The sequence below is a fragment of the Ruegeria sp. BI12 genome (assembly GCF_056537985.1).
This window is the reverse complement of record NZ_JBQFSL010000001.1, coordinates 2,219,485-2,243,056: the sequence shown is the minus strand read 5'-3', so window position 1 is coordinate 2,243,056 and position 23,572 is coordinate 2,219,485. Positions and strand designations below refer to the sequence as shown.

General features: G+C 57.9%; 22 protein-coding genes. 20 read left to right on the top strand and 2 right to left on the bottom strand.

Annotated features, from left to right (window positions below):
- The first annotated feature begins 121 nt into the window (after positions 1 to 121).
- Positions 122 to 2,518: an ATP-dependent helicase gene (locus tag ACR0AK_RS11305; protein WP_480793366.1), complete on the top strand. Its 2,397-nt coding sequence runs from the start codon at positions 122 to 124 to the stop codon at positions 2,516 to 2,518.
- 25 nt (positions 2,519 to 2,543) lie between these two features.
- Positions 2,544 to 2,870 carry a hypothetical protein gene (locus tag ACR0AK_RS11300; RefSeq protein ID WP_480793365.1) on the top strand — a complete coding sequence of 109 codons (327 nt, stop codon included), beginning with the start codon at positions 2,544 to 2,546 and terminating at the stop codon, positions 2,868 to 2,870.
- 53 nt (positions 2,871 to 2,923) lie between these two features.
- On the opposite strand, the gene ACR0AK_RS11295 is transcribed toward ACR0AK_RS11300, so the two are convergent.
- Positions 2,924 to 3,148: a DUF1127 domain-containing protein gene (locus ACR0AK_RS11295; RefSeq protein ID WP_170558613.1), complete on the bottom strand. Its 225-nt coding sequence runs from the start codon at positions 3,146 to 3,148 to the stop codon at positions 2,924 to 2,926.
- A gap of 917 nt (positions 3,149 to 4,065) precedes the next feature.
- Between ACR0AK_RS11295 and mraZ the strand changes: the two genes are divergently transcribed.
- The 9 genes from mraZ (at position 4,066) to ACR0AK_RS11250 (ending at position 13,760) form a co-directional block, all read left to right on the top strand.
- Positions 4,066 to 4,569 carry a division/cell wall cluster transcriptional repressor MraZ gene (gene mraZ, locus ACR0AK_RS11290; protein ID WP_170558611.1) on the top strand — a complete coding sequence of 168 codons (504 nt, stop codon included), beginning with the start codon at positions 4,066 to 4,068 and terminating at the stop codon, positions 4,567 to 4,569.
- Between the two features lie 4 nt (positions 4,570 to 4,573).
- Positions 4,574 to 5,566, top strand: coding sequence for a 16S rRNA (cytosine(1402)-N(4))-methyltransferase RsmH (gene rsmH / locus ACR0AK_RS11285; RefSeq protein ID WP_480793662.1), 993 nt, complete (start codon positions 4,574 to 4,576; stop codon positions 5,564 to 5,566).
- Positions 5,563 to 5,931 carry a cell division protein FtsL gene (gene ftsL / locus ACR0AK_RS11280; protein WP_170558607.1) on the top strand — a complete coding sequence of 123 codons (369 nt, stop codon included), beginning with the start codon at positions 5,563 to 5,565 and terminating at the stop codon, positions 5,929 to 5,931. The genes rsmH and ftsL overlap by 4 nt, the downstream gene beginning before the upstream one ends.
- Positions 5,928 to 7,715, top strand: a complete 1,788-nt coding sequence (locus ACR0AK_RS11275) for a peptidoglycan D,D-transpeptidase FtsI family protein (protein WP_480793364.1) — start codon at positions 5,928 to 5,930, stop codon at positions 7,713 to 7,715. Before ftsL ends, ACR0AK_RS11275 begins: the two co-directional genes overlap by 4 nt.
- A gap of 22 nt (positions 7,716 to 7,737) precedes the next feature.
- Positions 7,738 to 9,219 (top strand): UDP-N-acetylmuramoyl-L-alanyl-D-glutamate--2,6-diaminopimelate ligase, encoded by a 1,482-nt coding sequence (locus ACR0AK_RS11270; protein ID WP_480793363.1) that lies wholly within the window; start codon positions 7,738 to 7,740, stop codon positions 9,217 to 9,219.
- The gene (locus tag ACR0AK_RS11265) at positions 9,216 to 10,610 is read left to right on the top strand and encodes a UDP-N-acetylmuramoyl-tripeptide--D-alanyl-D-alanine ligase (RefSeq protein WP_480793362.1); all 1,395 of its coding nucleotides are present in this window, start codon (positions 9,216 to 9,218) and stop codon (positions 10,608 to 10,610) included. Before ACR0AK_RS11270 ends, ACR0AK_RS11265 begins: the two co-directional genes overlap by 4 nt.
- A gap of 36 nt (positions 10,611 to 10,646) precedes the next feature.
- Entirely contained in the window at positions 10,647 to 11,729 is a 1,083-nt protein-coding gene (mraY, locus tag ACR0AK_RS11260; RefSeq protein WP_170558599.1) for a phospho-N-acetylmuramoyl-pentapeptide-transferase, read from the top strand.
- 150 nt (positions 11,730 to 11,879) lie between these two features.
- Positions 11,880 to 13,280, top strand: coding sequence for a UDP-N-acetylmuramoyl-L-alanine--D-glutamate ligase (gene murD, locus ACR0AK_RS11255; protein ID WP_480793361.1), 1,401 nt, complete (start codon positions 11,880 to 11,882; stop codon positions 13,278 to 13,280).
- 99 nt (positions 13,281 to 13,379) lie between these two features.
- Positions 13,380 to 13,760 (top strand): glycine zipper family protein, encoded by a 381-nt coding sequence (locus ACR0AK_RS11250; protein ID WP_480793360.1) that lies wholly within the window; start codon positions 13,380 to 13,382, stop codon positions 13,758 to 13,760.
- Here the strand turns inward: ACR0AK_RS11250 and ACR0AK_RS11245 are convergent.
- A complete protein-coding gene (locus tag ACR0AK_RS11245) occupies positions 13,757 to 14,938 on the bottom strand; it encodes a BaiN/RdsA family NAD(P)/FAD-dependent oxidoreductase (RefSeq protein WP_480793661.1) in 1,182 nt (393 codons plus the stop codon). The genes ACR0AK_RS11250 and ACR0AK_RS11245 overlap by 4 nt on opposite strands.
- A gap of 150 nt (positions 14,939 to 15,088) precedes the next feature.
- On the opposite strand from ACR0AK_RS11245, the gene ACR0AK_RS11240 reads away from it, so the two are divergent.
- The 9 genes from ACR0AK_RS11240 (at position 15,089) to ACR0AK_RS11200 (ending at position 23,565) form a co-directional block, all read left to right on the top strand.
- Positions 15,089 to 15,892, top strand: a complete 804-nt coding sequence (locus ACR0AK_RS11240; protein WP_480793359.1) for an arylamine N-acetyltransferase family protein — start codon at positions 15,089 to 15,091, stop codon at positions 15,890 to 15,892.
- Positions 15,893 to 16,043: 151 nt separating this feature from the next.
- Entirely contained in the window at positions 16,044 to 17,207 is a 1,164-nt protein-coding gene (gene ftsW, locus ACR0AK_RS11235; RefSeq protein ID WP_480793358.1) for a putative lipid II flippase FtsW, read from the top strand.
- Positions 17,207 to 18,304: a UDP-N-acetylglucosamine--N-acetylmuramyl-(pentapeptide) pyrophosphoryl-undecaprenol N-acetylglucosamine transferase gene (locus ACR0AK_RS11230; protein WP_480793357.1), complete on the top strand. Its 1,098-nt coding sequence runs from the start codon at positions 17,207 to 17,209 to the stop codon at positions 18,302 to 18,304. The genes ftsW and ACR0AK_RS11230 overlap by 1 nt, the downstream gene beginning before the upstream one ends.
- The gene (gene murC, locus ACR0AK_RS11225; protein WP_480793356.1) at positions 18,301 to 19,710 is read left to right on the top strand and encodes a UDP-N-acetylmuramate--L-alanine ligase; all 1,410 of its coding nucleotides are present in this window, start codon (positions 18,301 to 18,303) and stop codon (positions 19,708 to 19,710) included. The genes ACR0AK_RS11230 and murC overlap by 4 nt, the downstream gene beginning before the upstream one ends.
- Positions 19,711 to 19,786: 76 nt before the next feature.
- Positions 19,787 to 20,035, top strand: coding sequence for a DUF2484 family protein (locus ACR0AK_RS11220; protein WP_170558587.1), 249 nt, complete (start codon positions 19,787 to 19,789; stop codon positions 20,033 to 20,035).
- Positions 20,032 to 20,286, top strand: coding sequence for a DUF2484 family protein (locus tag ACR0AK_RS11215; RefSeq protein WP_170558586.1), 255 nt, complete (start codon positions 20,032 to 20,034; stop codon positions 20,284 to 20,286). The genes ACR0AK_RS11220 and ACR0AK_RS11215 overlap by 4 nt, the downstream gene beginning before the upstream one ends.
- Before the next feature lie 340 nt (positions 20,287 to 20,626).
- Complete coding sequence (gene murB, locus ACR0AK_RS11210; RefSeq protein WP_480793355.1) at positions 20,627 to 21,556, top strand: UDP-N-acetylmuramate dehydrogenase; 930 nt, start codon at positions 20,627 to 20,629, stop codon at positions 21,554 to 21,556.
- A 144-nt stretch (positions 21,557 to 21,700) separates the two neighbouring features.
- The gene (locus ACR0AK_RS11205) at positions 21,701 to 22,582 is read left to right on the top strand and encodes a D-alanine--D-alanine ligase (protein ID WP_480793354.1); all 882 of its coding nucleotides are present in this window, start codon (positions 21,701 to 21,703) and stop codon (positions 22,580 to 22,582) included.
- Entirely contained in the window at positions 22,570 to 23,565 is a 996-nt protein-coding gene (locus tag ACR0AK_RS11200) for a cell division protein FtsQ/DivIB (RefSeq protein ID WP_480793353.1), read from the top strand. Before ACR0AK_RS11205 ends, ACR0AK_RS11200 begins: the two co-directional genes overlap by 13 nt.
- Positions 23,566 to 23,572 lie beyond the last annotated feature (7 nt).

Below are 23,572 nucleotides of genomic sequence, written 5' to 3'. Positions count from 1 at the left end.
AGTGGTCGTCCGCAGGTCAAAAGTTTTGAATAGAATTGATCGTAACACTGCATCAAAAACTGTGCGAACAAGGCGTGAACAAACCCTTTCCCTCAGCCTTCATCCAGCGTAGTTTGGAAAGATGAGCAGTTTTGACGAAATGGACGCCTTCGAGGGCGCATCCCTGTCCGCGCGGGCCATGGCCGCGCGCCCTATGCCTTATCTGGACGAGCTGAACCCCGCGCAGCGCGATGCGGTCGAGCGTTTGGACGGGCCTGTCCTGATGCTGGCAGGCGCAGGTACGGGCAAAACCAAGGCACTGACCGCGCGTATCGCGCATCTGCTTAGTACCGGGCGGGCGCGCCCGAACGAGATCTTGTCGGTGACTTTCACCAACAAGGCCGCGCGCGAGATGAAGAACCGCGTGGGCCGTTTGTTAGGGCAACCGGCCGAAGGGATGCCTTGGCTGGGCACATTCCACTCGATCTGCGTCAAGCTGCTGCGACGGCACGCGGAACTGGTCGATCTGAAATCGAATTTCACCATTCTAGATACGGATGATCAGTTGCGGCTGCTCAAACAGCTGATTCAGGCGGCCAATATCGATGACAAACGCTGGCCTGCGCGCATGTTGGCAGGAATCATCGATGACTGGAAGAACCGGGCGCTTACGCCCGACAAGGTGCCTGCTGCCGATGCCGGCGCCTATAACCACAAGGGAATAGAGATCTACGCTCAGTACCAAATCCGGCTGCGCGAGCTGAACGCGGTGGACTTCGGTGACCTGCTGTTGCACATGGTCACGATCTTCCAGACCCATCAGGATGTGTTGGAGCAATATCAACGTTGGTTCCGCTACATCCTAGTGGACGAATACCAGGATACCAACGTCGCGCAATACCTGTGGCTGCGGCTGCTGGCCGGGGCGCACAAGAACATTTGTTGCGTTGGGGATGACGATCAATCAATTTATGGTTGGCGAGGGGCCGAAGTGGGCAATATCCTGCGGTTTGAGAAGGATTTTCCCGGGGCTTATGTTGTCCGGCTGGAACAAAATTATCGTTCAACCCCACATATTCTGGCGGCTGCGTCCAATGTAATTCGCGGCAATGAAAGCCGGTTGGGCAAAGAACTGTGGACTGATGCGCAGGATGGCGAAAAGATACGGTTAATCGGCCACTGGGATGGCGAAGAAGAGGCCCGCTGGATCGGTGAAGAAATCGACGCAATGCAGGGCGGAACGCGCGGGGTGCGGCCTTTCAATCTGGATGAAATTGCGATTCTCGTGCGGGCTAGCCATCAGATGCGGGCGTTTGAGGACCGTTTTCTGACCATTGGTCTGCCCTACAAGGTCATAGGCGGCCCGCGCTTCTATGAGCGGATGGAGATTCGCGACGCAATGGCGTATTTCCGGCTGGTGGTCAGCCCCGGTGACGATCTCGCGTTCGAGCGGATCGTGAATACTCCGAAACGCGGCCTTGGTGACAAAGCGCAGCAGACGATTCAGATGACGGCGCGGGAAAATGGCGTATCTCTGGTCGATGGCGCGCGCATTGCAGTCGATAACGGGCTGATCAAAGGTAAGGGCGGCAAAGCGCTGCGCGAGTTGATTGATGGGTTGGCGCGCTGGAATGCGATGACCCGAGGTCCTCGGATCGAGGTTGACGATGATTCTGTAATTGATGATGGCTCCGCTCCGATGCGGTTTGGTGAGCCCGAGGTTTCACATATCGAACTGGCACAGATCATTCTGGACGAATCCGGCTACACGGCCCACTGGCAGAACGAAAAGACTCCGGAAGCTCCGGGACGGTTGGAAAACCTCAAGGAACTGGTCAACCAGCTGGACAATTTCGAGAATCTGCAAGGGTTTCTTGAGCATGTCAGCCTGGTCATGGACAATGAGCAAGAGGGCGATGGGGCCAAGGTTTCCATCATGACTCTGCACGCGGCAAAGGGACTTGAGTTTCCGGCCGTGTTCTTGCCGGGGTGGGAAGACGGGCTGTTTCCCTCACAGAGATCAATGGACGAGTCCGGGATCAAGGGCCTCGAAGAGGAGCGGCGGCTGGCCTATGTGGGTATCACCCGCGCGGAAGAAGTCTGTACGATTTCCTTTGCGGCCAATCGTCGGGTGTTTGGCCAGTGGCAGAATGCAATGCCGTCACGCTTCGTTGATGAGTTGCCTGAAGATCATGTCGAAGTTCTGACGCCACCCGGGTTGTACGGGGGCGGGCAGCCGGCGGCCAGTATTGAGACCCGTGCGGCTGAAGCGAATGTGTACAACTCGCCAGGTTGGAGGCGGATGCAGGCGCGGCAGGGGCAATATGGGACATCCCAACCCCGCGAAAGCCGAAATACGGTGATCGACGCGACCGCAGTTGCGAGTTTCACCATGGGCGAGCGCGTGTTTCATCAGAAATTCGGCTATGGCGCCGTTATTGGTATCGAGGGTGATAAGGTCGAGGTCGATTTTGACAAGGCTGGTACCAAAAAGGTGGTTTCCCGCTTTCTCTCCGCCAAGGATGATGTTCCGTTTTAGTCAAATTGAATGTGCCTGACGGCACATGCTTGATCCTATGGAAAAGCGCCCGGTTTTAACCGCGGCGTTTTTTTCTTGTCTGAGAAAACAAAAACGGCGGTTCCCAGGGAGGAGGAGAGGAAACCGCCGTTCTTTTCAACATCAGGGCAGGGAGGAGGAGAGCCCCGATGTATCTGAACCCGGGTTCGAGCCCGGTATGAGGAAGACGCGGCGACGTCAGGGAGGAGGAGAGACGTCGCCGCGCGCTTTCAACACCAGGAAAAGGGAGGAGTACCCGGTGTGTCACGTTCCGGCGTTCAAGGCCGGTATAAAGGGCGGCGACATCAGGGAGGAGGAGAGATGTCGCCGCTAAAATACAGGTCCAAAAGGGAGGAGGAAGGACCTGATCTCGTATTTCAGTGTCGCTTAACGTGCGACGTGTTCTTCGGCCGCTTGCTGGGCCAGGCGGCGGATCATTGAGCGGTGCAGCCCAAGATCAGCCAGTTCGCGGTTTGACAGATCAGACAGTTCGTTAACTGTCTGGCGATAGATGCGATACCGCACAAACCGGGTCTTTGCCGCCTCAATCAGCGAAGCCAGGCTTGTTACCGGTGCGCCTTTGAGCGCGGTGTTATGTGTTGCTACAGCCATTTGCTTAACTCGATGTATTCGTTGTTGCCGGTGTTGCCCGGCGCTTGCTTGAGATTGAAAATAGGCAAATGCTGCAATTGCACAATACCTGATGACATCAATGCCGCTATGCAGCAAATGCATAGATATCAAACGTTTGCTGACGTGGGTCCGGAAGCGTCAACAAAATAAGGCCTTAGGCGGAAGCTTCCGCTGGGGGAGGTTTCAATCTGATATTTCGACTTCGGAAGGTTGCGTGTTACTTAAGTAGGATTTGTCAATTCTTGTGCGCTTTGTGCGCTTTGTGAGCGGAGTGGGCGAAGCCTGCGGCGACTGACAAAAATATTCCGGCTCATGGGATTTCATGGGCGCCTGCTGGGTTGCGGTGGGTGTCGCTCTTAATTTGGCTCCGACGGTGGCGCGATTCGGCACTCAACTGGTTCTTTTTGGCCACTCTTGCCCCGATTTTTCTTTTCGATGGAAAATATACGGGAAATTATGGGAACTATTGGGGACCGACTATTTTTGGCATATTTGGTAGGGAGTGTGGAGACTGCATCTACAAATTGTGTATTTGGTGTGGTATTTTTTCGAATACGAACAGTCAGACCGTGATTCTTGAGGAATGGCTCAGAAAATTTCTGTTGATTTCCATAAATTCCCATGTCATCCCTAGTTCATCCGATGAGGACGAGGCACATGGGGCGCCAAACGACCCCGAACCAATAAAAACAGGTTTCATACAGGCATCTCGCTTTCATCAATCAAGAGATCCGGCGCGCGGGCGAGCAGACATCCCCCCAGGTGGCGCGCGCAGCTGGACATCCCGCACAGCGGGTCAATGCGGCGGGTTGATCAGTGGCAGCAGATCAACCCGCCGTTTTTCATCCGGGGGGACGAGAAATTTAGGTGGGGCGCAAGCGAAAGGGACAGTCGTCTTGGCGCGCAGGTTTAGAGGTGAAAGCCACCACAAGGTGGATACGAAGGGCAGGGTGTCAATCCCGGCCTCGTTTCGCCGTGTGCTTGAGGCCTCTGACCCCAACTGGCAGCCCGGAGACACTCCTGAACTTGTAATTGTCTACGGTGATCACCGCCGCAAGTTCCTTGAATGCTATACTATGCAGGCAATTGACGAAGTTGATGCCAAGATTGATGCGCTGCCGCGCGGGTCGATGCAGCGGAAGATGTTGCAGCGGATGTTCCACGGTCAATCCTTTCCGACAACAGTAGATGAAACCGGCCGTTTGGTGTTGCCCGCAAAACTGCGCAGCAAGATCGATCTCGAGGGCGAAGCATTCTTTATCGCCGCAGGGGACACGTTCCAGATATGGAAGCCGGAAACCTACGATTCCGAAGAACTGGCCGCGGCCGAAGAGTGGTTGGATGAACAGCCCGAGGATTTCGATCCTTTGGAGTTCCTTGACGGCACCGGGGATGCGTAACGGCATGGCCGGCGCTGAAACCCCTTCCGATAAACCTCATATCCCTGTTCTGTTGCGCCCGTTGCTGGCAGCTGTGGCACCTGTGTCTGGTGTCTGGCTGGATGGAACCTTCGGTGCTGGCGGTTACACGCGGGGTCTGTTGGACGCCGGGGCAAAGAAAGTCATCGGCGTGGACCGGGACCCACTGGCCTTTGAAATGGCGGCGGATTGGGCTGAAGACTATGGTGATCGGCTGGTGATGCAGCCGGGTGTATTTTCGCGCATGGACGAATACGCGCGGGATCTGGATGGAATTGTCCTTGATTTGGGCGTGTCGTCGATGCAGCTGGATCTGGCCGAGCGTGGCTTTTCCTTCATGAAAGACGGCCCTCTCGATATGCGGATGAGCCAGGAGGGGGAAAGTGCCGCCGATCTGGTTAACAACGCAACCGAGGCGCAACTGGCCGACATCTTGTTTCACTACGGCGAGGAACGTGCCAGCCGCCGCATCGCAAAGGCCATTGTCAAAGCGCGCACTGACGAACCTATTACGACGACCCTGCGCCTGGTTGAGATCATCGAATCCTGTCTGCCACGCCCCAAGCCGGGGCAGTCGCACCCTGCAACGCGCAGTTTTCAAGGGCTGCGGATCGCGGTGAATGCTGAATATGAAGAACTGTACCAGGGCCTCATGGCCGCTGAACGGGCACTGAGGCCGGGCGGGCAGTTGGCTGTAGTGACATTCCATTCCATCGAGGATCGGATGGTCAAACGGTTCCTTCAATCTCGTGCGGGCAAAACGGGTCGGGCCAACCGTTACGCGCCAGAGATTGAGCAGGAACAGCCGCAGTTTACGCTTAAGACACGCAAGGCCGTGGGACCGGATGATCAGGAGCTGCAAGAAAATCCGCGCTCGCGCTCGGCGAAGTTGCGTGTGGCAATTCGAACGGATGCGCCGTCGGGGGAAATTGAGGCCCGCGCTGTTGGCATGCCGCAATTAGGGGGAAGAGCAAAATGAAGAGTGTTTTGTATGTGTTGACTGCTCTGTCCGTGTTCGGACTGGCGCTGTGGGCGTATCAGGAAAATTACCGTACGCAACAGGTCGTGAAAGAAACGCAGAAACTGCAGCGCGAAATTGGCATGGCGCAAGTTAGGCTGGCGGTTTTGAACGCTGAATGGGCCTATCTGAACCGCCCCGACAGGTTGCGCGAGCTGGCCGATCTCAACTTTGAAAGGCTGGGCCTTTTGCCCCTGCGGGCCGAGCAGTTCGGTCGCGCCGACCAGATTGCCTATGCTGAAGATCCCGACCTACCTATTGTCGACCCGATCGAGTTGCAGGCCATAACGAACATTCAGGCATTGGGTGAGGTGCAGATTCCATGACCCGGACGCCACTGCGCCCTCTGGCCCGAATCCTTGATGCGCGTGCGCGGGGTGAGAACCCCAAATCCATCGAGCGTGAAAACATCCGGCAGCGCCACGAAGACATGAAAGACCGTGCCCGCACCCGGGCCGAGGGCCGCTTGCTGGTACTGGGTCTTTTCTTTTTCTGTGCGTTTTCGGTGGTGGGCGTGCGCATGGGCATGTTGGCCACGTCTGAGGCGCAGGAACCTGTTGCCTCGGCCCCCGGTGCCGCCATCGCGATGCAGCGCGCTAACATCGTCGATCGGGAAGGCCGCATTCTGGCGACCAACCTGGACACATATTCGGTTTATGCGCAGCCGCCTTTGATGATCGATCCGATTGCCGCGGCTGATCAACTTGTCGCGATTTTCCCTGATCTCGAAAAAGAACGTCTGGTCAAGGACTTCACCGGCAACCGCAAGTTCCTATGGATCAAGAAGCGTATCTCACCCGAGCAGAAACAAGCCGTACACGATATCGGTGATCCGGGCATTTTGTTCGGCCCGCGAGAGATGCGTCTGTACCCAAATGGCCGTCTGGCGGCCCATATCCTGGGTGGATCAAGTTTTGGGCGCGAAGGCGTCAGCGCGGCCGAAGTGATTGGCGTGGCGGGCGTCGAAAAGCAATTCGACGACTATCTGCGCGACCCTGCGAATGGGACTAAGCCGCTGCAGCTTTCCCTGGACCTGACTGTTCAGGCCGCTGTGGAACAGGTGCTTTTTGGTGGCATGAAGATCATGAACGCCAAGGGGGCATCGGCGGTTCTGATGAATGCGCACACAGGTGAAGTGATCTCGGCGGCTTCACTGCCGTCTTTCGACCCCAATGACCGTCCGCGCCCGCCGACCTCGGGGTTCGACCCCTCCGACAGTCCGCTGTTTAATCGCTATGTACAGGGCGTTTACGAACTGGGGTCCGTCTTCAAGATTTTCACCGCAGCGCAGGCGGTTCAGCTGGGTTTGGTAAATTCAAACACCATCATCGATACCTCAGGGCCGATGAAGATCGGTCGTTTCCCGATTGGTGAGTTCAACGGCAAGAATTACGGCAAGATCAGCGTGGCCGATGTGATCGTCCACAGTTCAAACCGGGGCACCGGGCGACTGGCGCTACAGATCGGCGCGCAACGGCAGCAGGATTTCCTGGAATCTCTTGGCATGTTTGATCCGACTCCGTTTGAAATTGTCGAGGCCAAGGGCGGCGAGCCGCTGAAACCCAAGAAATGGGGCGAACTGAGCACGGTTACCATCTCATATGGTCATGGCCTGTCGACCAGCCCGATGCATCTGGCTGCGGGCTACGCGGCGATTGCCAATGGCGGGCATTACGTCAGCCCGACCATCCTGCGCAAAAATGGGCCGCAATACGGTCCTCGGGTAATGTCCGACAACGCCGCGAAACAGGCACAGAACATGTTGCGCCGGGTGGTGACGGATGGCACCGCCAGTTTTGGTGATGTGGCAGGCTATGATGTGGCCGGTAAGACCGGCACAGCGGACAAGCCCAAGCCTCGCGGCGGGTACTACGATGACAAAGTGATCGCGACCTTTGCGACGTTCTTTCCGGCTTATGATCCTAAGTATGTCCTGATCGTGACGCTCGATGAACCATCCATCGTTGCCTATGGGGAAAAACGGCGCACAGCGGGTTGGACGGCGGTTCCAATTGCCGCCGAACTGATCGGGCGCATTGCACCTTTGCTAGGGCTGCGTCCCCGGCTTGAGCCTGATGCGGGCGCTGCTATAACGCTGACCTCAAATTAGACTGTCCGGCAAGAGGTGGGTCATGGGCACAAGGACGAAGAAACTAAGCCAACTGGCCCTGACTGCGCGCGGTGGTGTCAATCCTGACATCACTGGGCTTGCGGTAGACAGTCGCGAAGTCAAAGACGGTTTTTTGTTTGCAGCACTTCCCGGTACGCGTGTTCATGGCGGTGAATTCATTCAGTTCGCGTTGCGCATGGGGGCTGCAGCCATTCTGACGGATGCCGAAGGGGCCGAGATCGCCGCCGATGAATTGGCCGAATCCGATGCGGCGTTGATCGTGGTCGAAGACCCCCGTCAGGCGCTGGCCGGGTCGGCTGCGTTGTGGTTTGGTGTACAGCCCCAGAACATTGTGGCGGTCACCGGAACCAATGGCAAAACCTCTGTCGCGACGTTTGTACGCCAGATATGGACAGAACTCGGTCATGCCGCGGTGAACCTTGGGACCACAGGCGTCGAGGGCGCGTGGACTGCACCGCTGGCCCATACAACGCCCGAGCCGATAACTTTGCATCGCTGCTTGTCGGAGGCTGCGGAGAACGGAGTGACCCATGCGGCGATGGAGGCGTCCTCGCACGGGTTGGAACAGCGCCGCTTGGACGGCGTGCAACTGGCGGCAGCTGGGTTTTCCAACTTCACTCAGGACCATTTGGATTACCACGAAACCTTCGACGCGTATTTCAACGCCAAGGCAGGCCTGTTTGATCGGGTTCTGCCTCAAGACGGTACTGCCGTCGTCAACCTCAGCGATCCTAAAGGCGCTTTGGTAAGTAGGATTGCCAAAGACCGCGGTCAAAAGGTGCTGACCGTTGGGCTTGGAGATGCCGACCTGTGCCTGATCAATCAGCGGTTTGATGCGACGGGTCAGGACTTGCGGTTTTCATGGCAGGGTAAGGTCTTTCAAACTCGTCTGAATCTGATCGGCGGATTTCAGGCTGAGAACATTCTGTTGGCCTGCGGTCTGGTCATCGCGGCTGGCGAAGATCCAGAGCGCGTTTTTGAAACCTTGCCGCATCTCACGACGGTTCGTGGGCGCATGCAGCTGGCGGCGACACGAGAGAATGGGGCGGCGGTGTTTGTGGACTATGCGCATACACCCGACGCGGTGGCGACAGCACTCAAGGCATTGCGCCCACACGTAATGGGCCGCCTTATCGCCATTGTCGGCGCGGGTGGTGATCGCGACGCGACCAAGCGCCCGCTGATGGGGCAAGCCGCCGCCAATCACGCAGACTTGGTTTTCGTCACGGACGACAATCCGCGCAGCGAAGATCCAGCAACCATACGCGCGGCTGTAATGGGGGGCGCACCGGAGGCGACAGAAGTCGGCGACCGGGCCGAGGCGATCTTGCGCGGTATCGACTCACTGCAACCCGGCGACGCCCTTTTGATCGCGGGCAAGGGGCATGAAACCGGTCAGATCGTTGGCGATCAGGTTCTGCCTTTTGATGATGTCGAACAAGCCAGCATTAGTGTGGCGGCATTGGACGGGAGGGTGGCATGACGCTCTGGACCGCGACTGAGGCTGCCGAGGCAACCGGCGGGCGCGCCACCACGGAATGGGTGGCCAATGGGGTTTCCATCGATACGCGCACGATCCAGCCCGGCGATCTTTTTGTCGCGCTCAAAGTTGCGCGCGACGGGCATGATTTTGTGGCTCAAGCCTTGGAAAAAGGCGCAGGCGCGGCTCTGGTGAGCCATGTTCCAGAGGGCCTGCCCGAGGATGCGCCGCTGTTGATCGTTAAAGACGTGCAGCTGGGGCTAGAAGCGTTGGGCCGCGCGGGCCGCGACCGCTGCAACGCGCGGGTGCTGGGCGTTACGGGAAGCGTTGGCAAGACTTCGACCAAGGAAATGCTGGCCACAATACTGGAAACGCAGGGAAAAACTCATGCCAGCGTCGCCAGCTACAACAACCATTGGGGTGTTCCACTGACACTGGCGCGGATGCCGCGCGACACAGAGTTCGCTGTGATCGAGATCGGTATGAACCATCCCGGAGAGATTTCTCCGCTGGCGCGTCAGGCCCGCCCGCACGTGGCGATGGTAACGACGGTCGCAGCGGTGCATCTTGAGGCTTTCGATTCAGTGGCCGGTATCGCGCGTGAAAAAGCTGCAATCTTTGACGGCCTGACCGAGGGCGGTTCGGCTATCGTAAACGCGGATATCGAACACGCGGACGTCTTGCGCACCATCGCGCAGGACTTGGGTGTAAAGACGGTAAATTTTGGCCGCAATGGCACCGACTACACACTGACTGAAGTATCGCAAGAGGCCGACTCGGTTCATGCAACGGCGACGGTTGCAGGGCGTGCGATTGCGTTTGACGTTCGGTCAGCGGGCACGCATTTCGCCATGAATGCGCTGGGTGCTTTGGCTGCCTGCGCTGAAATGGGCGTCGATTTGGATCAGGCAATTGCAGGTCTCGGCGGATGGTTGCCGGTGAAGGGCCGCGGGGTGCGTGAACAGATCGCGCTGGCAGATGGTGGCCGGATCGAATTGCTGGATGACAGCTATAACGCCAATCCGACCTCGATGGAGGCAGCGCTGGACGTTTTGGCCGCCGCGCAAGGCCAGCGCCGCATCGCTTTTCTTGGGGACATGAAAGAGCTGGGGGCCAAAGAGATCGCCATGCATGCGGCGATGGCGGATGTATCAGCTATGCCGCGTGTAGACCAAGTGCATTGCGTCGGTCCGCTGATGAAATCCCTGCACGACGCGCTTCCGGCGGACAAACGCGGGCTTTGGTTCGAGACCAGCGCCGAAATGGTTAAGCATCTGCCTGAGCTTATTCAGCCCGGCGACACGGTCTTGGCCAAGGGATCGCTGAGCATGGCCTTGGCACAGATTGTTGACGGTTTGCATAAAATGGGGCAAGGGGGCGCGTTTGATCGATGACCGCGCCCGCGACCTCAGTGTGAGAAAGGTTTTGTAATGCTCTATTGGTTGACCGCCCTGTCGGACGGAGGGGATTTTTTCAACCTCTTCCGCTACATCACATTCCGCGCTGGCGGCGCCTTTCTTACTGCGCTGATTTTCGGGTTTATCTTCGGCAAGCCGCTGATCAACGTGCTGCGCAAAAAACAGGGTAAGGGCCAACCGATCCGTGATGACGGGCCTGAGGGGCATTTTTCAAAGGCTGGTACACCGACAATGGGCGGGCTTTTGATCGTTGGCGCGCTGGTGACATCGACCCTGGTCTGGGCGCGTTGGGACAATCCATATGTCTGGATGGTCTTGTTTGTGACGCTGGCCTATGCGGCGATTGGGTTTGCAGATGACTACGCAAAGGTGTCGAAGCAGAACACCAAGGGCGTTTCGGGCAAAATGCGTATGGCGCTGGGTGTGATCATCGCAGTTTTGGCTTCTGCGTGGGCTACGCTGCATCATCCCGAAGCGTTGCAAAACCAGCTGGCTTTGCCGATTTTCAAGGATACGCTGGTCAATCTGGGCATATTCTACATTCCCTTCTCGATCGTCGTGATCGTTGGCGCGGCCAATGCAGTGAACTTGACAGATGGTTTGGATGGTTTGGCAATAATGCCGGCAATGATCGCGGCCTCGACGCTGGGGGTAATCGCCTACGCCGTGGGGCGGGTTGACTTTACCGAATATCTCGACGTGCATTACGTGCCGGGCACCGGTGAGATTTTCATCTTTACTTCGGCTTTGTTTGGCGCGGGCCTTGGGTTCCTTTGGTACAACGCACCACCGGCTGCTGTGTTCATGGGTGATACAGGATCGCTGGCTTTGGGCGGGGCTTTGGGTGCCATCGCCGTGGCCACAAAGCACGAACTGGTTCTGGCGGTCGTCGGCGGTTTGTTCGTCGTCGAAGCGCTAAGCGTGATCATTCAGGTCCTTTATTTCAAACGCACCGGGCGGCGCGTGTTCCTGATGGCTCCGATCCATCATCACTATGAGAAAAAGGGCTGGGCGGAGCCTACAATCGTGATCCGGTTCTGGATCATCTCGCTGATCCTGGCGATGATCGGCCTGGCCACGTTGAAAGTCCGGTAACACTCCCGCCAGGTTCGGCGGACCTGCGGTCCACCTGCTACCTTTTGGGCCCGGCTCGCGCTGTTGCGCGAGCCTTTTGCCGCCCTTGCCATCAGGGATTTCTTCGGTGCAGTGTGGCGGCCAATTCAAAATCAATAAAAGGTGGGCAGTATGATCCCGGTCAAAGGGTTTTCAGGGCAAAAAGTTGCGGTTCTGGGGCTTGGCCGGTCGGGGCTAGCCACGGCGCGTGCGCTCCAGGCAGGCAATGCTGAGCCTGTGTGCTGGGATGACAACCCTGCCGCCCGAGAGGTGGCCGAGGCCGAAGGGTTTAAATGCACCGATCTGCGCCGTCACGGCGTTTTTGAGGACATCGCCACGCTGATTGTTTCGCCAGGCATCCCGCACCTTTATCCCGAACCGAACCCGGTTGTAGCTGCAGCGCTGGAAGCGGGCGTACCGGTCGACAACGACATTGGGTTGTTTTTTCGATCCTTTGCGGGGCCCGAGTGGAACAACTATGACACGCCTCCGCGTGTCATCTCGGTGACCGGGTCCAATGGGAAATCGACTACGGCGGCCCTGATCCACCACATCCTTACCGAAGCTGGCCGCGAGGCGCAGTTGGCGGGCAATATCGGACGTGGGGTGCTGGATATTGATCCGGGCGGTGACGGTTCGGTCGTTGTGCTGGAACTATCCAGCTATCAGACGGAACTTGCCCGCTCCCTGACCCCGGATGTGGCCGTATTCACCAACCTCTCACCTGACCATTTGGATCGCCACGGCGGTATGGGGGGCTATTTCGCGGCCAAGCGACGGTTGTTCGCCGAAGGCGGCCCGGATCGCGCCGTGATCGGCGTTGATGAGAAAGAGGGGACGTTTCTGGCTGGTCAACTGGCCGAAGGCCCCGCCGACGATCGCGTCATCCGCGTGTCGGTTGCACGTAAATTGACAGGCCCTGGATGGCAGGTATTTGCGCGCAAAGGGTTCCTGTCAGAATACCGCAAGGGACGGCAGGCAGGCTCGATTGATTTGCGCGGGATCAAAGGGTTGCCGGGGGCGCATAACCATCAAAACGCCTGTTCTGCCTATGCCGCTTGCCGGGCGCTCGGGCTGGCACCGCGAGTGATCGAAGACGCGCTCCACAGCTATCCGGGCCTGCCGCACCGCAGTCAGGTCATTGCCGAAGTGGATGGTGTTACTTACGTGAACGATTCCAAAGCCACCAATGTGGACAGCGCGCTCAAGGCGTTGAGCGCCTTCAAGAAGGTTCGCTGGATTTGCGGAGGGCTTGAGAAAGAAGGTGGTGTTGAGGCCCTAAACGCAGCTTCAGGCCAGGTGGTGAAAGCCTATGTCATCGGGCGCGAAGCTGCGAAATTTGCCATGCAATTAGAAACTGATGCTCAGGTCTGTGTCACCATGTCCGAGGCCGTTGAGCAAGCCATGAAAGACGCCCAATCCGGCGAGACCGTCCTGCTTGCACCAGCAGCGGCCAGTTTCGATCAGTATGACAATTTCGAACAGCGCGGAGAGGATTTCGTGGCAGAAGTCAGGCAAAGGCTTTCGGAATAGCTGTTTGCAATAGACCGCCGGTTGAGCCAAGCTAGGATGCTATCAGCTTGACGCGCCATCATTATTGGTTTTGCTTGCCTGCAAATTCAACACGAGGTCATGACTATGCCATTTCGTAAGTTTTCTCTGATCCTGCCTGCCATTCTCGTTGCCGGTGCCTGCACCAACACAGGTGCTAACTACCAGCCTATCGTCGACGGCCCGATCGGCCCGAACTACAACGTGGATCTGCAGCAGTGCCAACAGTTGGCGGCATCGCAGGCCAGCGTTGATGGGTCCACTGCCGGGAATGCCGCCCTTGGTGCGGCTGGTGCCGCAGCGACCACAGCGATCATTCAGGACAGCAGCGACAATCTGGGCCGCGCAGCGGCTGCAGGTGCCCTCATCGGTGCCGGTGCAGATGTCTATGCGAAGAACCAAAACAAAGAAGTAATCGTGCGCAACTGCATGCGCGGACGTGGTTACAACGTCGTTGGCTAACTCTGTCCGGCGATAGCAATTCCAGCGGCGTGGCCTGAGGACCACGCCCATTGGAAGTTGTAACCGCCAAGCCAGCCGGTGACATCCACCGCTTCGCCGATTGCATAGAGGCCGGGGACATCCCTGGCCTCCATCGTTTTTGACGACAGATCATCGGTGTCGATCCCACCCAGAGTGACCTCGGCGGTACGATATCCTTCGGTGCCCGATGGCGTTAGCTGCAAGTTGGACAGGGCGGCAGTCAGCTCCGACAACGCGGCATCCGATTGATCGGCCAGATTGCCGGACATGGGGATGTGGTGGCTTAGGTGTTCGACCAGCCGCGCGGGCAGGTGGCGCGCTAGTTCTGTTGTCAATGCCTTGCGCCCACCGCTTTGCCGCTGTTCCCGCAGCAAATCAAACAGCGGCAGGTCCGGGACCAGGTTTATCCGGATCGCCTCGCCCTCGCGCCAATAAGAAGACAACTGCAGTACCGTTGGCCCGCTGAGACCGCGGTGGGTGAATAGCAGGGCCTCGTCAAAGCTGGTTCGGTCATTTGACAGCCGCGCAGGCAGTGAAACGCCAGACAGATCTTTGAACCGACCATCAGAGAAGGTGAACGGCACAAGCGCCGCGCGTGTTTCTGTTATCCCCAGTCCAAATTGACGCGCGATGTCATAGGCGATCCCGGTCGCGCCCATCTTGGGGATCGACTTACCGCCAGTGGCAAGGACCAGATTGGTACAGCTCAGACCGTGCCGCTGGCCTTCTCGTTCTACGTCCAGAATAAAACCGCTGTCGGTCTTGCGCAGATCCTTCACTTCGGTCCGAACCCACAGCTCGGCACCGGCCCGCCCCATTTCGTCCAGCAGCATCTGGATGATCTGTTTTGATGACCCGTCGCAGAACAACTGCCCCAGTGTTTTTTCATGCCACGCGATGCCATGCCGGCCGACAAGATCAATGAAGTCCCATTGCGTGTACCGCGCCAGCGCGGATTTGCAGAAATGTGGGTTCTGCGACAGGAAATTTCCGGATCCTGCGTACGTATTGGTAAAGTTGCAACGCCCGCCGCCCGAGATGCGGATCTTTTCTCCGGCGGCCTTGGCATGGTCGATCACCAACACGCGCCCGCCGCAATGGGCGGCGCACATCATACCGGCAGCACCGGCACCAAGGATGATCGTGTCAAATCTCATACGCTGCGCATGGCGTGGATTGTGGGTGAAGGCAAGGGGGCAATATTTGCGGCGCATGACCCAGTGTTTAGACTTGAGCTCAACCTAACTTGAGGAATTACAAGCTAACTTGTGCGGCTGAAACCGCGAAGAAATGCTGAAGGTGCAAAGATGGATTTGGAAAACTACTTAAGCCGTATTGCCTATACGGGCGACCTAAAGCCGGATCGGGCGACACTAGATAGCCTCTTTGCGGCCCAGCTAAGGATGGTCACTTTCGAAAACATTGATCAACAAATGAGTGTTCCAGTGTCGTTTGATCTGAGCGACGTGTTTGAGAAAATAGTTCTCCGAAAGCGCGGCGGGTGGTGTTTCGAGCTCAACACTCTCTTCAGTTGGGTCCTGAGGGAAATCCGATTTGAGGTGTCATATTTGGCAGGATACGTCGGTCTCGATAAACCTTTACCAAATCAGGCGCCGGATCACATGCTGCTCAAAGTCGAATGTGATGAGCTATTGCTGGTCGATGTTGGGTTTGGTGGCGCGATGTCCGCTCCGCTGCCGCTCAAGCCATCCATGGTTTTGCAGCAGCCTTATGACCTTACTATTTCAGCCCGACGTGGAGGATTTATCCAATACTTAGAAAGCGCGGGCGGTGCGGATGCAGGCTATTGGTTTGTTCAGGAAGGTGTAGAGCCCCATGTGTTTCAGTCGGCCAGCACGCAATTGCAATCCGATCCAAACTCGCCGTTTTTTCGGACGTTGACCGCGCAAAGACGTTACGCCAACCGGCATGTCATATTGCGAGGTCTGGTTATCAAGACGATTGATGCCGTGGGAATACGTGAGGAAGTCCTTTCGACGCCAAAGGATTTGGTGGACAGCCTGAAGTATGATTTTGGCCTTGATGTCCCCGAAATCGCCGACATCTGGCCGAAGATCAAAACCCGTCATCAAGAAGTTTTTGCTGTCTGAGACCGGCTTGCGATTCCGCCTTTCAGACTTGAAGCCAAGCAGAATTGGCAAGCGTCATTCATTCCGCTAGCCCAAACGCAAAAATGTCTGTAGACTCTCAATCAGATCCCGAAAAACGGGACGTTAACGAGGCAGATAGTGGCGGTATCTCATGACTGAGATGGTGTATGGCGCGGTCCAGGACCAGCGCGGAGAACCGATTCTTCCGAAATGGTGGCGGACGATTGATCGCTGGACGATGTCCTGTGTTCTGATCCTGTTTGTCATCGGGTTGTTGCTGGGGCTGGCCTCATCGCCGCCGCTGGCCGGGCGCAATGGGTTTGATCCATTCCACTATGTCGAGCGGCAGGTGCTGTTCGGCGGTTTGGCGCTTATTGCCATGTTGTTGACCTCTATGATGTCGCCGACACTGGTGCGGCGTTTGGCTGTGCTTGGCTTCCTTGCTTCTTTCGTTGCATTGGCTTTCCTGCCGGTCTTTGGAACGGACTTCGGTAAAGGTGCCGTCCGTTGGTATTCACTGGGTTTTGCGTCGCTGCAGCCGTCAGAGTTCTTGAAACCCGGATTTGTCGTCGCGGCCGCTTGGCTGCTGGCCGCGTCGCAGCAGATCAACGGCCCTCCGGGTCGGTTGTGGTCTTTCGCGCTGTGCATAGCGATTGTCGCGATGTTGGTTTTGCAACCTGATTTCGGGCAGGCCTGTCTGATCCTGTTTGGATGGGGCGTGATGTACTTTGTGGCCGGCGCGCCGATGCTGTTGCTGGTTGGTATGGCCGGGGTCGTGGTTTTGGGTGGCATGTTTGCCTATTCGAACTCGGAACACTTTGCCCGCCGCATTGATGGTTTTCTGAACCAGGAGGTCGACCCGACCACTCAGCTTGGGTATGCCACCAACGCAATTCGTGAGGGTGGATTGTTCGGCGTTGGCGTCGGTGAGGGGCAGGTGAAGTGGTCTTTGCCCGATGCGCACACGGATTTCATCATCGCTGTCGCGGCCGAGGAATACGGTCTGATCCTGGTGCTGATCATCATCGCGCTGTATTCACTGATCGTGGTGCGGTCACTGCTGCGGTTGATGCGGGAACGCGACATGTTCATCCGATTGGCCGGGACTGGTCTGGCCTGCATGTTCGGCGTTCAGGCCATGATTAACATGGGTGTGGCTGTGCGCCTGCTGCCAGCCAAAGGTATGACGCTGCCCTTTGTCAGCTATGGTGGTTCGTCGCTGATTGCGGGTGGTATCGCGGTCGGCATGTTGCTGGCGTTCACCCGAAGCCGCCCACAGGGCGAACTTGGCGATATTCTGCGCGGAAGAGGATAATGGCGACACCTTACCTGTTGATAGCGGCGGGCGGCACCGGGGGCCACATGTTCCCGGCGCAAGCGCTGGCTGAAGCGATGCTGAAGAAAGGCTGGCGTGTGCGCCTGTCTACGGATGAGCGTGGCGCGCGTTACACTGCTGGCTTTCCGCAAACGGTCGAGATTGTCGAAGTTGCCTCGGCCACTTTTGCGCGCGGCGGTCTTGCTGCCAAGGCTATGGCTGGACCCAAAATCGCGGGCGGCGTTGCCAGTATGGCTTTTCAGATGACGCGGGATAAACCGGATGTGGTGGTCGGCTTTGGCGGATATCCGTCGATCCCGGCGCTAGGGGCGGCCACTATGCTGAAACTTCCCCGCATGATCCACGAACAGAACGGGGTCCTGGGTCGCGTAAACCAAGTTTTTGCCACACGCGTTGCCAATGTGGCCTGCGGTGCTTGGCCGACAGATCTGCCCGAAGGCGCGCACGGAATCCACACCGGCAACCCGGTTCGCGCGGCAGTTCTGGAACGTGCGGCAGCAGGATACATTCCGCCTGGCGACTATCCGATGTCGATCCTTGTAATGGGCGGCTCTCAAGGCGCTCGCATCCTCAGCGATGTTGTCCCCGGAGCAATCGCGGCCTTACCCGAAGACCTGCGCAGCCACATCCGCGTTGCCCATCAGGCCCGGGACGAAGATGCTGAGAGGGTGACCGCTTTTTACGCCGAGCATGGAATCCGGGCAGAAGTCCTGCCTTTCTTCGACGATGTCCCGCGCCGCATGTCTGACGCGCAACTGGTTATCTCCCGTGCGGGCGCGTCCAGCGTTGCCGATATCTCGGTTATCGGGCGGCCTTCAATCCTGATCCCGTTTGCCGCCGCCGCAGGCGACCACCAGACCGCCAACGCGCGGGGTCTGGTTCAGGCGGGCGGGGCGATCATGATCCCTGAAAACGCGCTTGACGTTGCCGCGCTGACAGAGCAAATCACCGCAGTTCTGACCAACCCCGAAGCCGCGCAAAAGATGGCCCATGCCGCCCTCTCGACAGGTGCCCCCGACGCGACCGAACGTCTGATGGCCCTCGTCGAACAACTGGCGCAGAAGGAGACCACATGAATCCAGCAACCAAACTGCCGCAGGACGTTGGGTCGATCCATTTCGTAGGGATCGGCGGGATAGGGATGTCAGGCATTGCCGAGGTTCTGCTGAATCTGGGCTACCGTGTGCAGGGATCTGACCTGAAAGCGTCCAAGATCACCGATCGTCTGGCGAGCCTGGGGGCTGAGATATTTGTAGGCCAGCGCGCTGAAAACCTTGAAAATGCAGCCGTTGTCGTTGTGTCGACCGCCATTAAACCGGGCAACCCCGAGTTGGATGGTGCCCGGGCGCAGGGCCTGCCGGTCGTCCGTCGCGCTGACATGTTGGCCGAGCTGATGCGCCTGAAGTCGAACATCGCTATTGCAGGCACCCACGGCAAGACCACCACGACCACAATGATGGCCGAGCTTATGGTGGCCGGCGATTTCGATCCGACCGTCATCAATGGTGGTATCATTCACGCATACGGCTCGAATGCACGGATGGGGCAGGGAGAGTGGATGGTGGTCGAGGCCGACGAATCCGACGGCTCGTTCAATCGGCTGCCCGCGACCATTGCCATTGTTACGAATATCGACCCCGAGCATATGGAACACTGGGGCGACTTCGACCAACTGCGCGACGGGTTCTACGAGTTCGTCTCGAACCTGCCATTCTACGGTCTGGCTGTGTGCTGCACGGACCACGCCGAAGTACAGACGTTGGTTGGACGTATCACCGACCGCCGGGTCCGGACCTATGGGTTCAATGCGCAGGCCGATGTTCGTGCGTTGAACCTGACATACAAGGGCGGCGTGGCGCATTTCGACATCCATCTTCAGTATGAAGACAAGATGATCGAGGGCTGCACTCTGCCAATGCCCGGAGATCATAACGTATCGAACGCGCTTTCTGCCGTGGCCGTTGCTCGCCATCTGGGTATGAAAGCCTCGGAAATCCGTGACGCGCTGGCCAATTTCGGTGGCGTCAACCGCCGCTTTACTAAGGTTGGAGAGGTCGATGGAGTTACCATCATCGACGATTACGGCCACCACCCGGTAGAAATCGCAGCCGTTTTGAAAGCCGCACGTCAAGCAACCGACGGGCGCGTTATCGCCGTGCACCAACCGCACCGTTATTCGCGTCTGTCCAACCTGTTTGACGATTTTTGCACCTGTTTCAATGACGCGGACGTTGTCGCCATCGCCGATGTCTTTGCGGCCGGAGAGGACCCGATTGAAGGGGCCGGCCGAGATGATCTGGTGCAAGGTTTGATCCGTCACGGCCACCGCCATGCGCGCGCATTGCTGAATGAAAATGATCTGGAGCGCCTCGTTCGTGAGCAGGCCCGCCCCGGTGACATGGTGGTTTGCCTTGGGGCCGGTACGATCAGCGCCTGGGCCAATGGGCTGCCCGATAGGCTGCGACAAAAACAAGCCGTTTGATGGAATGGACTCCCCGGCAGTGCAACTTTAAAGTGTGATGTTGCAATTGCAGCAATGATCGTCCTCGGAGGGGCAGTTGGTATATTCAGTGCTTTTTGCTGGCTTGTGGGTTCTGGCTTCAACGGCCGTGGCCATGTTGCCGATGCGCCTTCAGTTTCCGCCCGGCGTGGTTCTTTTCGTTTCTGCACCTGCGCTGATCGTCTGGCTGGGCCATGACTTTGGTTGGTTCTTCTCGGTGCTGGCATTTGCTGCCTTTGCATCCATGTTCCGCAATCCCATTCGTTTTTATTGGCGTCGCTGGACAGGGCAGGAGGTCGAGGGATGAACTGGTCAATCGCCTTGGCCGCGCTGTGGGGGATCGCCGCGAATGTTCTGGCGATGATCCCCAGCAAGGATAACCACTGGACCCGCGCGTATGTTTTGATAGCGCTCGGAATTCCGATCCTGGGGTATGTAACACTGCAGAACGGCCCGTGGATCGGGCTGATCGTTCTGGCGGCAGGTATGTCGGTACTACGGTGGCCGGTGATCTATCTGGGGCGCTGGTTGCGGCGAGTCGGTCGCAGTTTTGAATGACGGCTGCATTAATAGCTTTTTGTTGCCTGGCCGTTGTTTCATTCCTTTCCGCTTTGGCCATCGCCCATTCGTTGTTCAAGCGCGGACTTGCGTGGATTGTGTTTTCAGCAATCGCAGTATCCGCTGTGAGCATCGCGTATCTGCTCCTCTCCAATGGTGACGGTCCGCCAAAGGACGCTGATTATATGTTGGTCATCTTGGCGTGGTCATTGGTTTTTCCTGCCCTGTCAGGCGCAATCCTGGGTGCGTTGATGGGGGCGATTAGGAAGATGCGTCGCAATTGCTGATCTTTTTTCGTTCGATGGATGACATCCCGGAAAGCCAGATATAGAACGAGCCTATGACACTGACTTCGCTTCCGGTTCGCGGAAAACTAACCGAACAAAGATCACTCAACGACCTGACATGGCTTCGTGTTGGCGGTCCTGCGGACTATTTGTTCCAGCCGGCCGATGTCGAAGACCTGCAAACCTTTCTGCGCAATTTGCCGGCAGACCGGCCCGTTTTCCCGATGGGTGTTGGTTCGAACCTGATCGTTCGTGATGGCGGTTTGCGCGCAGTGGTGATCCGGCTGGGACGTGGGTTCAACAGTATCTCAGTCGAAGGCAATACCGTCACCGCGGGTGCTGCGGCGCTGGATGCGCATGTGGCGCGAAAGGCCGCGGATGCGGGCGTGGATCTGACCTTTTTGCGCACGATCCCAGGCTCAGTCGGAGGTGCTGTGCGGATGAATGCAGGGTGTTATGGCAGTTACACGGCGGATGTGCTGCGCAAGGCGACTATTGTCACTCGGGGTGGAGAGGTCGTGGACCTGACGCCCGAAGACCTGAATTTCCGCTATCGCCAGTCCGATCTGCCCGAAGGTGGGGTGTTGATCTCGGCAACGTTCGAAGGACCATTTGGCGATCCGGAAGAGTTGCACGCCCGGATGTCGGCGCAATTGCAAAAACGCGATGAAACCCAGCCGACCAAAGATCGCAGCGCGGGGTCTACCTTCCGCAATCCGGCGGGGTTTTCCTCGACTGGGCGGGCGGATGACGTGCACGACCTCAAGGCGTGGAAGGTCATTGATGATGCGGGCATGCGCGGCGCAACCAAAGGCGGCGCGCAGATGAGTCCAAAGCACTCGAACTTTCTGATCAATACCGGTGATGCCTCTGCCGCGGACCTCGAAGGTCTGGGGGAAGAGGTGCGAAAAAAGGTTTACGAAACAAGCGGCATCACGCTAGAGTGGGAAATCATGCGGGTCGGTGATCCGTTGACAGAATAAAGCCCTAACCGTCAGACCATAACAGGCAAATTAAGGCGACGGATCAAAGGCATAAACGCAGTACGGACCACCACATAAGGTCCGGGGACATTGAGGCGCACGTTGGGTATGTCGAGCAGGACAAGCCCCAAAGTGGCGGTATTGATGGGTGGGCCCTCGAAGGAACGCGAGGTGTCTCTCAGCTCTGGGCGCGAATGCGCAGCCGCCCTTGTGGGAGAAGGCTTTGAAGTGGTTGAGCTGGACGCAGGTCCTGACCTCTATGCGCGCCTTTTGGACATCAAGCCAGACGTAGTGTTCAACGCCCTGCATGGCCGCTGGGGCGAGGATGGCTGCGTTCAGGGGTTACTTGAATGGATGCGCATTCCGTACACGCATTCCGGCGTTCTTGCCTCGGCTTTGGCGATGGACAAGCAACGCAGCAAAGAGGTCTATGAGGCTGTTGGCCTGCCCGTTGTTCCCAGCGTGATCGTCCCCAAGATCGAAGTGGTCGAGGTTCACGTGATGGAGCCGCCCTACGTGGCCAAGCCCAACAACGAAGGCTCCAGCGTCGGGATCTACATCGTGCACGAGGGGTCCAACGGTCCGCCGCAACTGTCGGATGAGATGCCCGATCAGGTTATGGTCGAGAAGTACATTGCCGGGCGTGAGCTGACCGTAACGGTGATGAATGACAAGGCGTTGACCGTTACCGAGATCATGACCGATGGCGGTTGGTACGACTATGACGCCAAGTACAAGCCCGGCGGATCATGGCATGTTTTGCCCGCTGACGTTCCGGCCGAGATATTTGATCTTTGTATGGACTATGCGTTGCGCGCCCATACCGCATTGGGTTGCAAGGGCGTTAGTCGCACGGATTTTCGCTGGGATGACAGCATTGGTGTGGATGGGCTGTTCCTGTTGGAGACCAACACGCAGCCCGGCATGACGCCAACATCACTAGTGCCTGAACAAGCCGCGCATCTGGGGATGTCTTTTGGTCAACTCTGCGCCTGGATGGTGGAGGACGCATCATGCGACCGCTAAGAGCCACCCGAGCGCCTGTGGTTCACCGGCCCAAGCAATTGGCCGGCCCTGATGCCGATTTCGAATCCGGCGCGCGTACAGGAGCTGAACCCAAATTGCGGCTGCGCGGGATGTTTGGCCGCAAGGGTGATCGCCTCGACCCGGCCCCGTCGCGCCTCAGCTACCGCCTGCAGCGCTGGATGCTGACGCGGGGCGTTCGGCGTAGCCTAAAGATTGGCCTGCCGGTGTTTGCTGTTTGCGCCGCAGTTGGCATCTATTTCGGCTCGCAAGAGCGTCGCGATGCGGTGGTGGCCTATGTCATCGACATCAAGACGTCGATCCAGCAACGGCCAGAGTTCATGGTCAACCTGATGGCCATTGACGGGGCAGGGACCAACTTGTCCGAGGATATTCGTGAGGTCGTGCCGCTGGATTTCCCTGTCAGCTCATGGGATCTGGATGTTGAGCAAATCCGCGATACGATTACTGGGCTGAATCCGGTCAAATCCGCCACGGTACGGGTGCGCCCGGGCGGCATTCTGCAGGTGGATGTGGTCGAGCGTCAGCCCGTCATCGTCTGGCGTACGCGGAACGGGATCGAGTTGCTGGACGAAACCGGTGCCCACGTGGAGCGCATCGCGTCGCGTAAGGATCACGCAAATTTACCTCTGATCGCAGGCAAGGGCGCTGATGCCCACGTGCGTGAGGCGCTTGAGTTGATGACAACCGCCCGCAGCCTTGGTGGCCGCGTGCGTGGGTTGGTCCGGATCGGTGAGCGCCGCTGGGATCTGGTTATGGACCGCGGTCAACGCATCATGTTGCCGACCGAGCGTCCCGTGCGCGCGTTGGAGCGCGTCCTGGCCGTAAATGAAGTGCAGGACCTTTTGGAACGCGACGTGGCGGTGGTCGACATGCGCCTTGGCCAACGTCCGACAATAAGAATGACCAAAGCTGCCAGCGAAGACTGGTGGAATACAAAAGTGACAGTGGGTAGCGAGCAGTAAGACAATG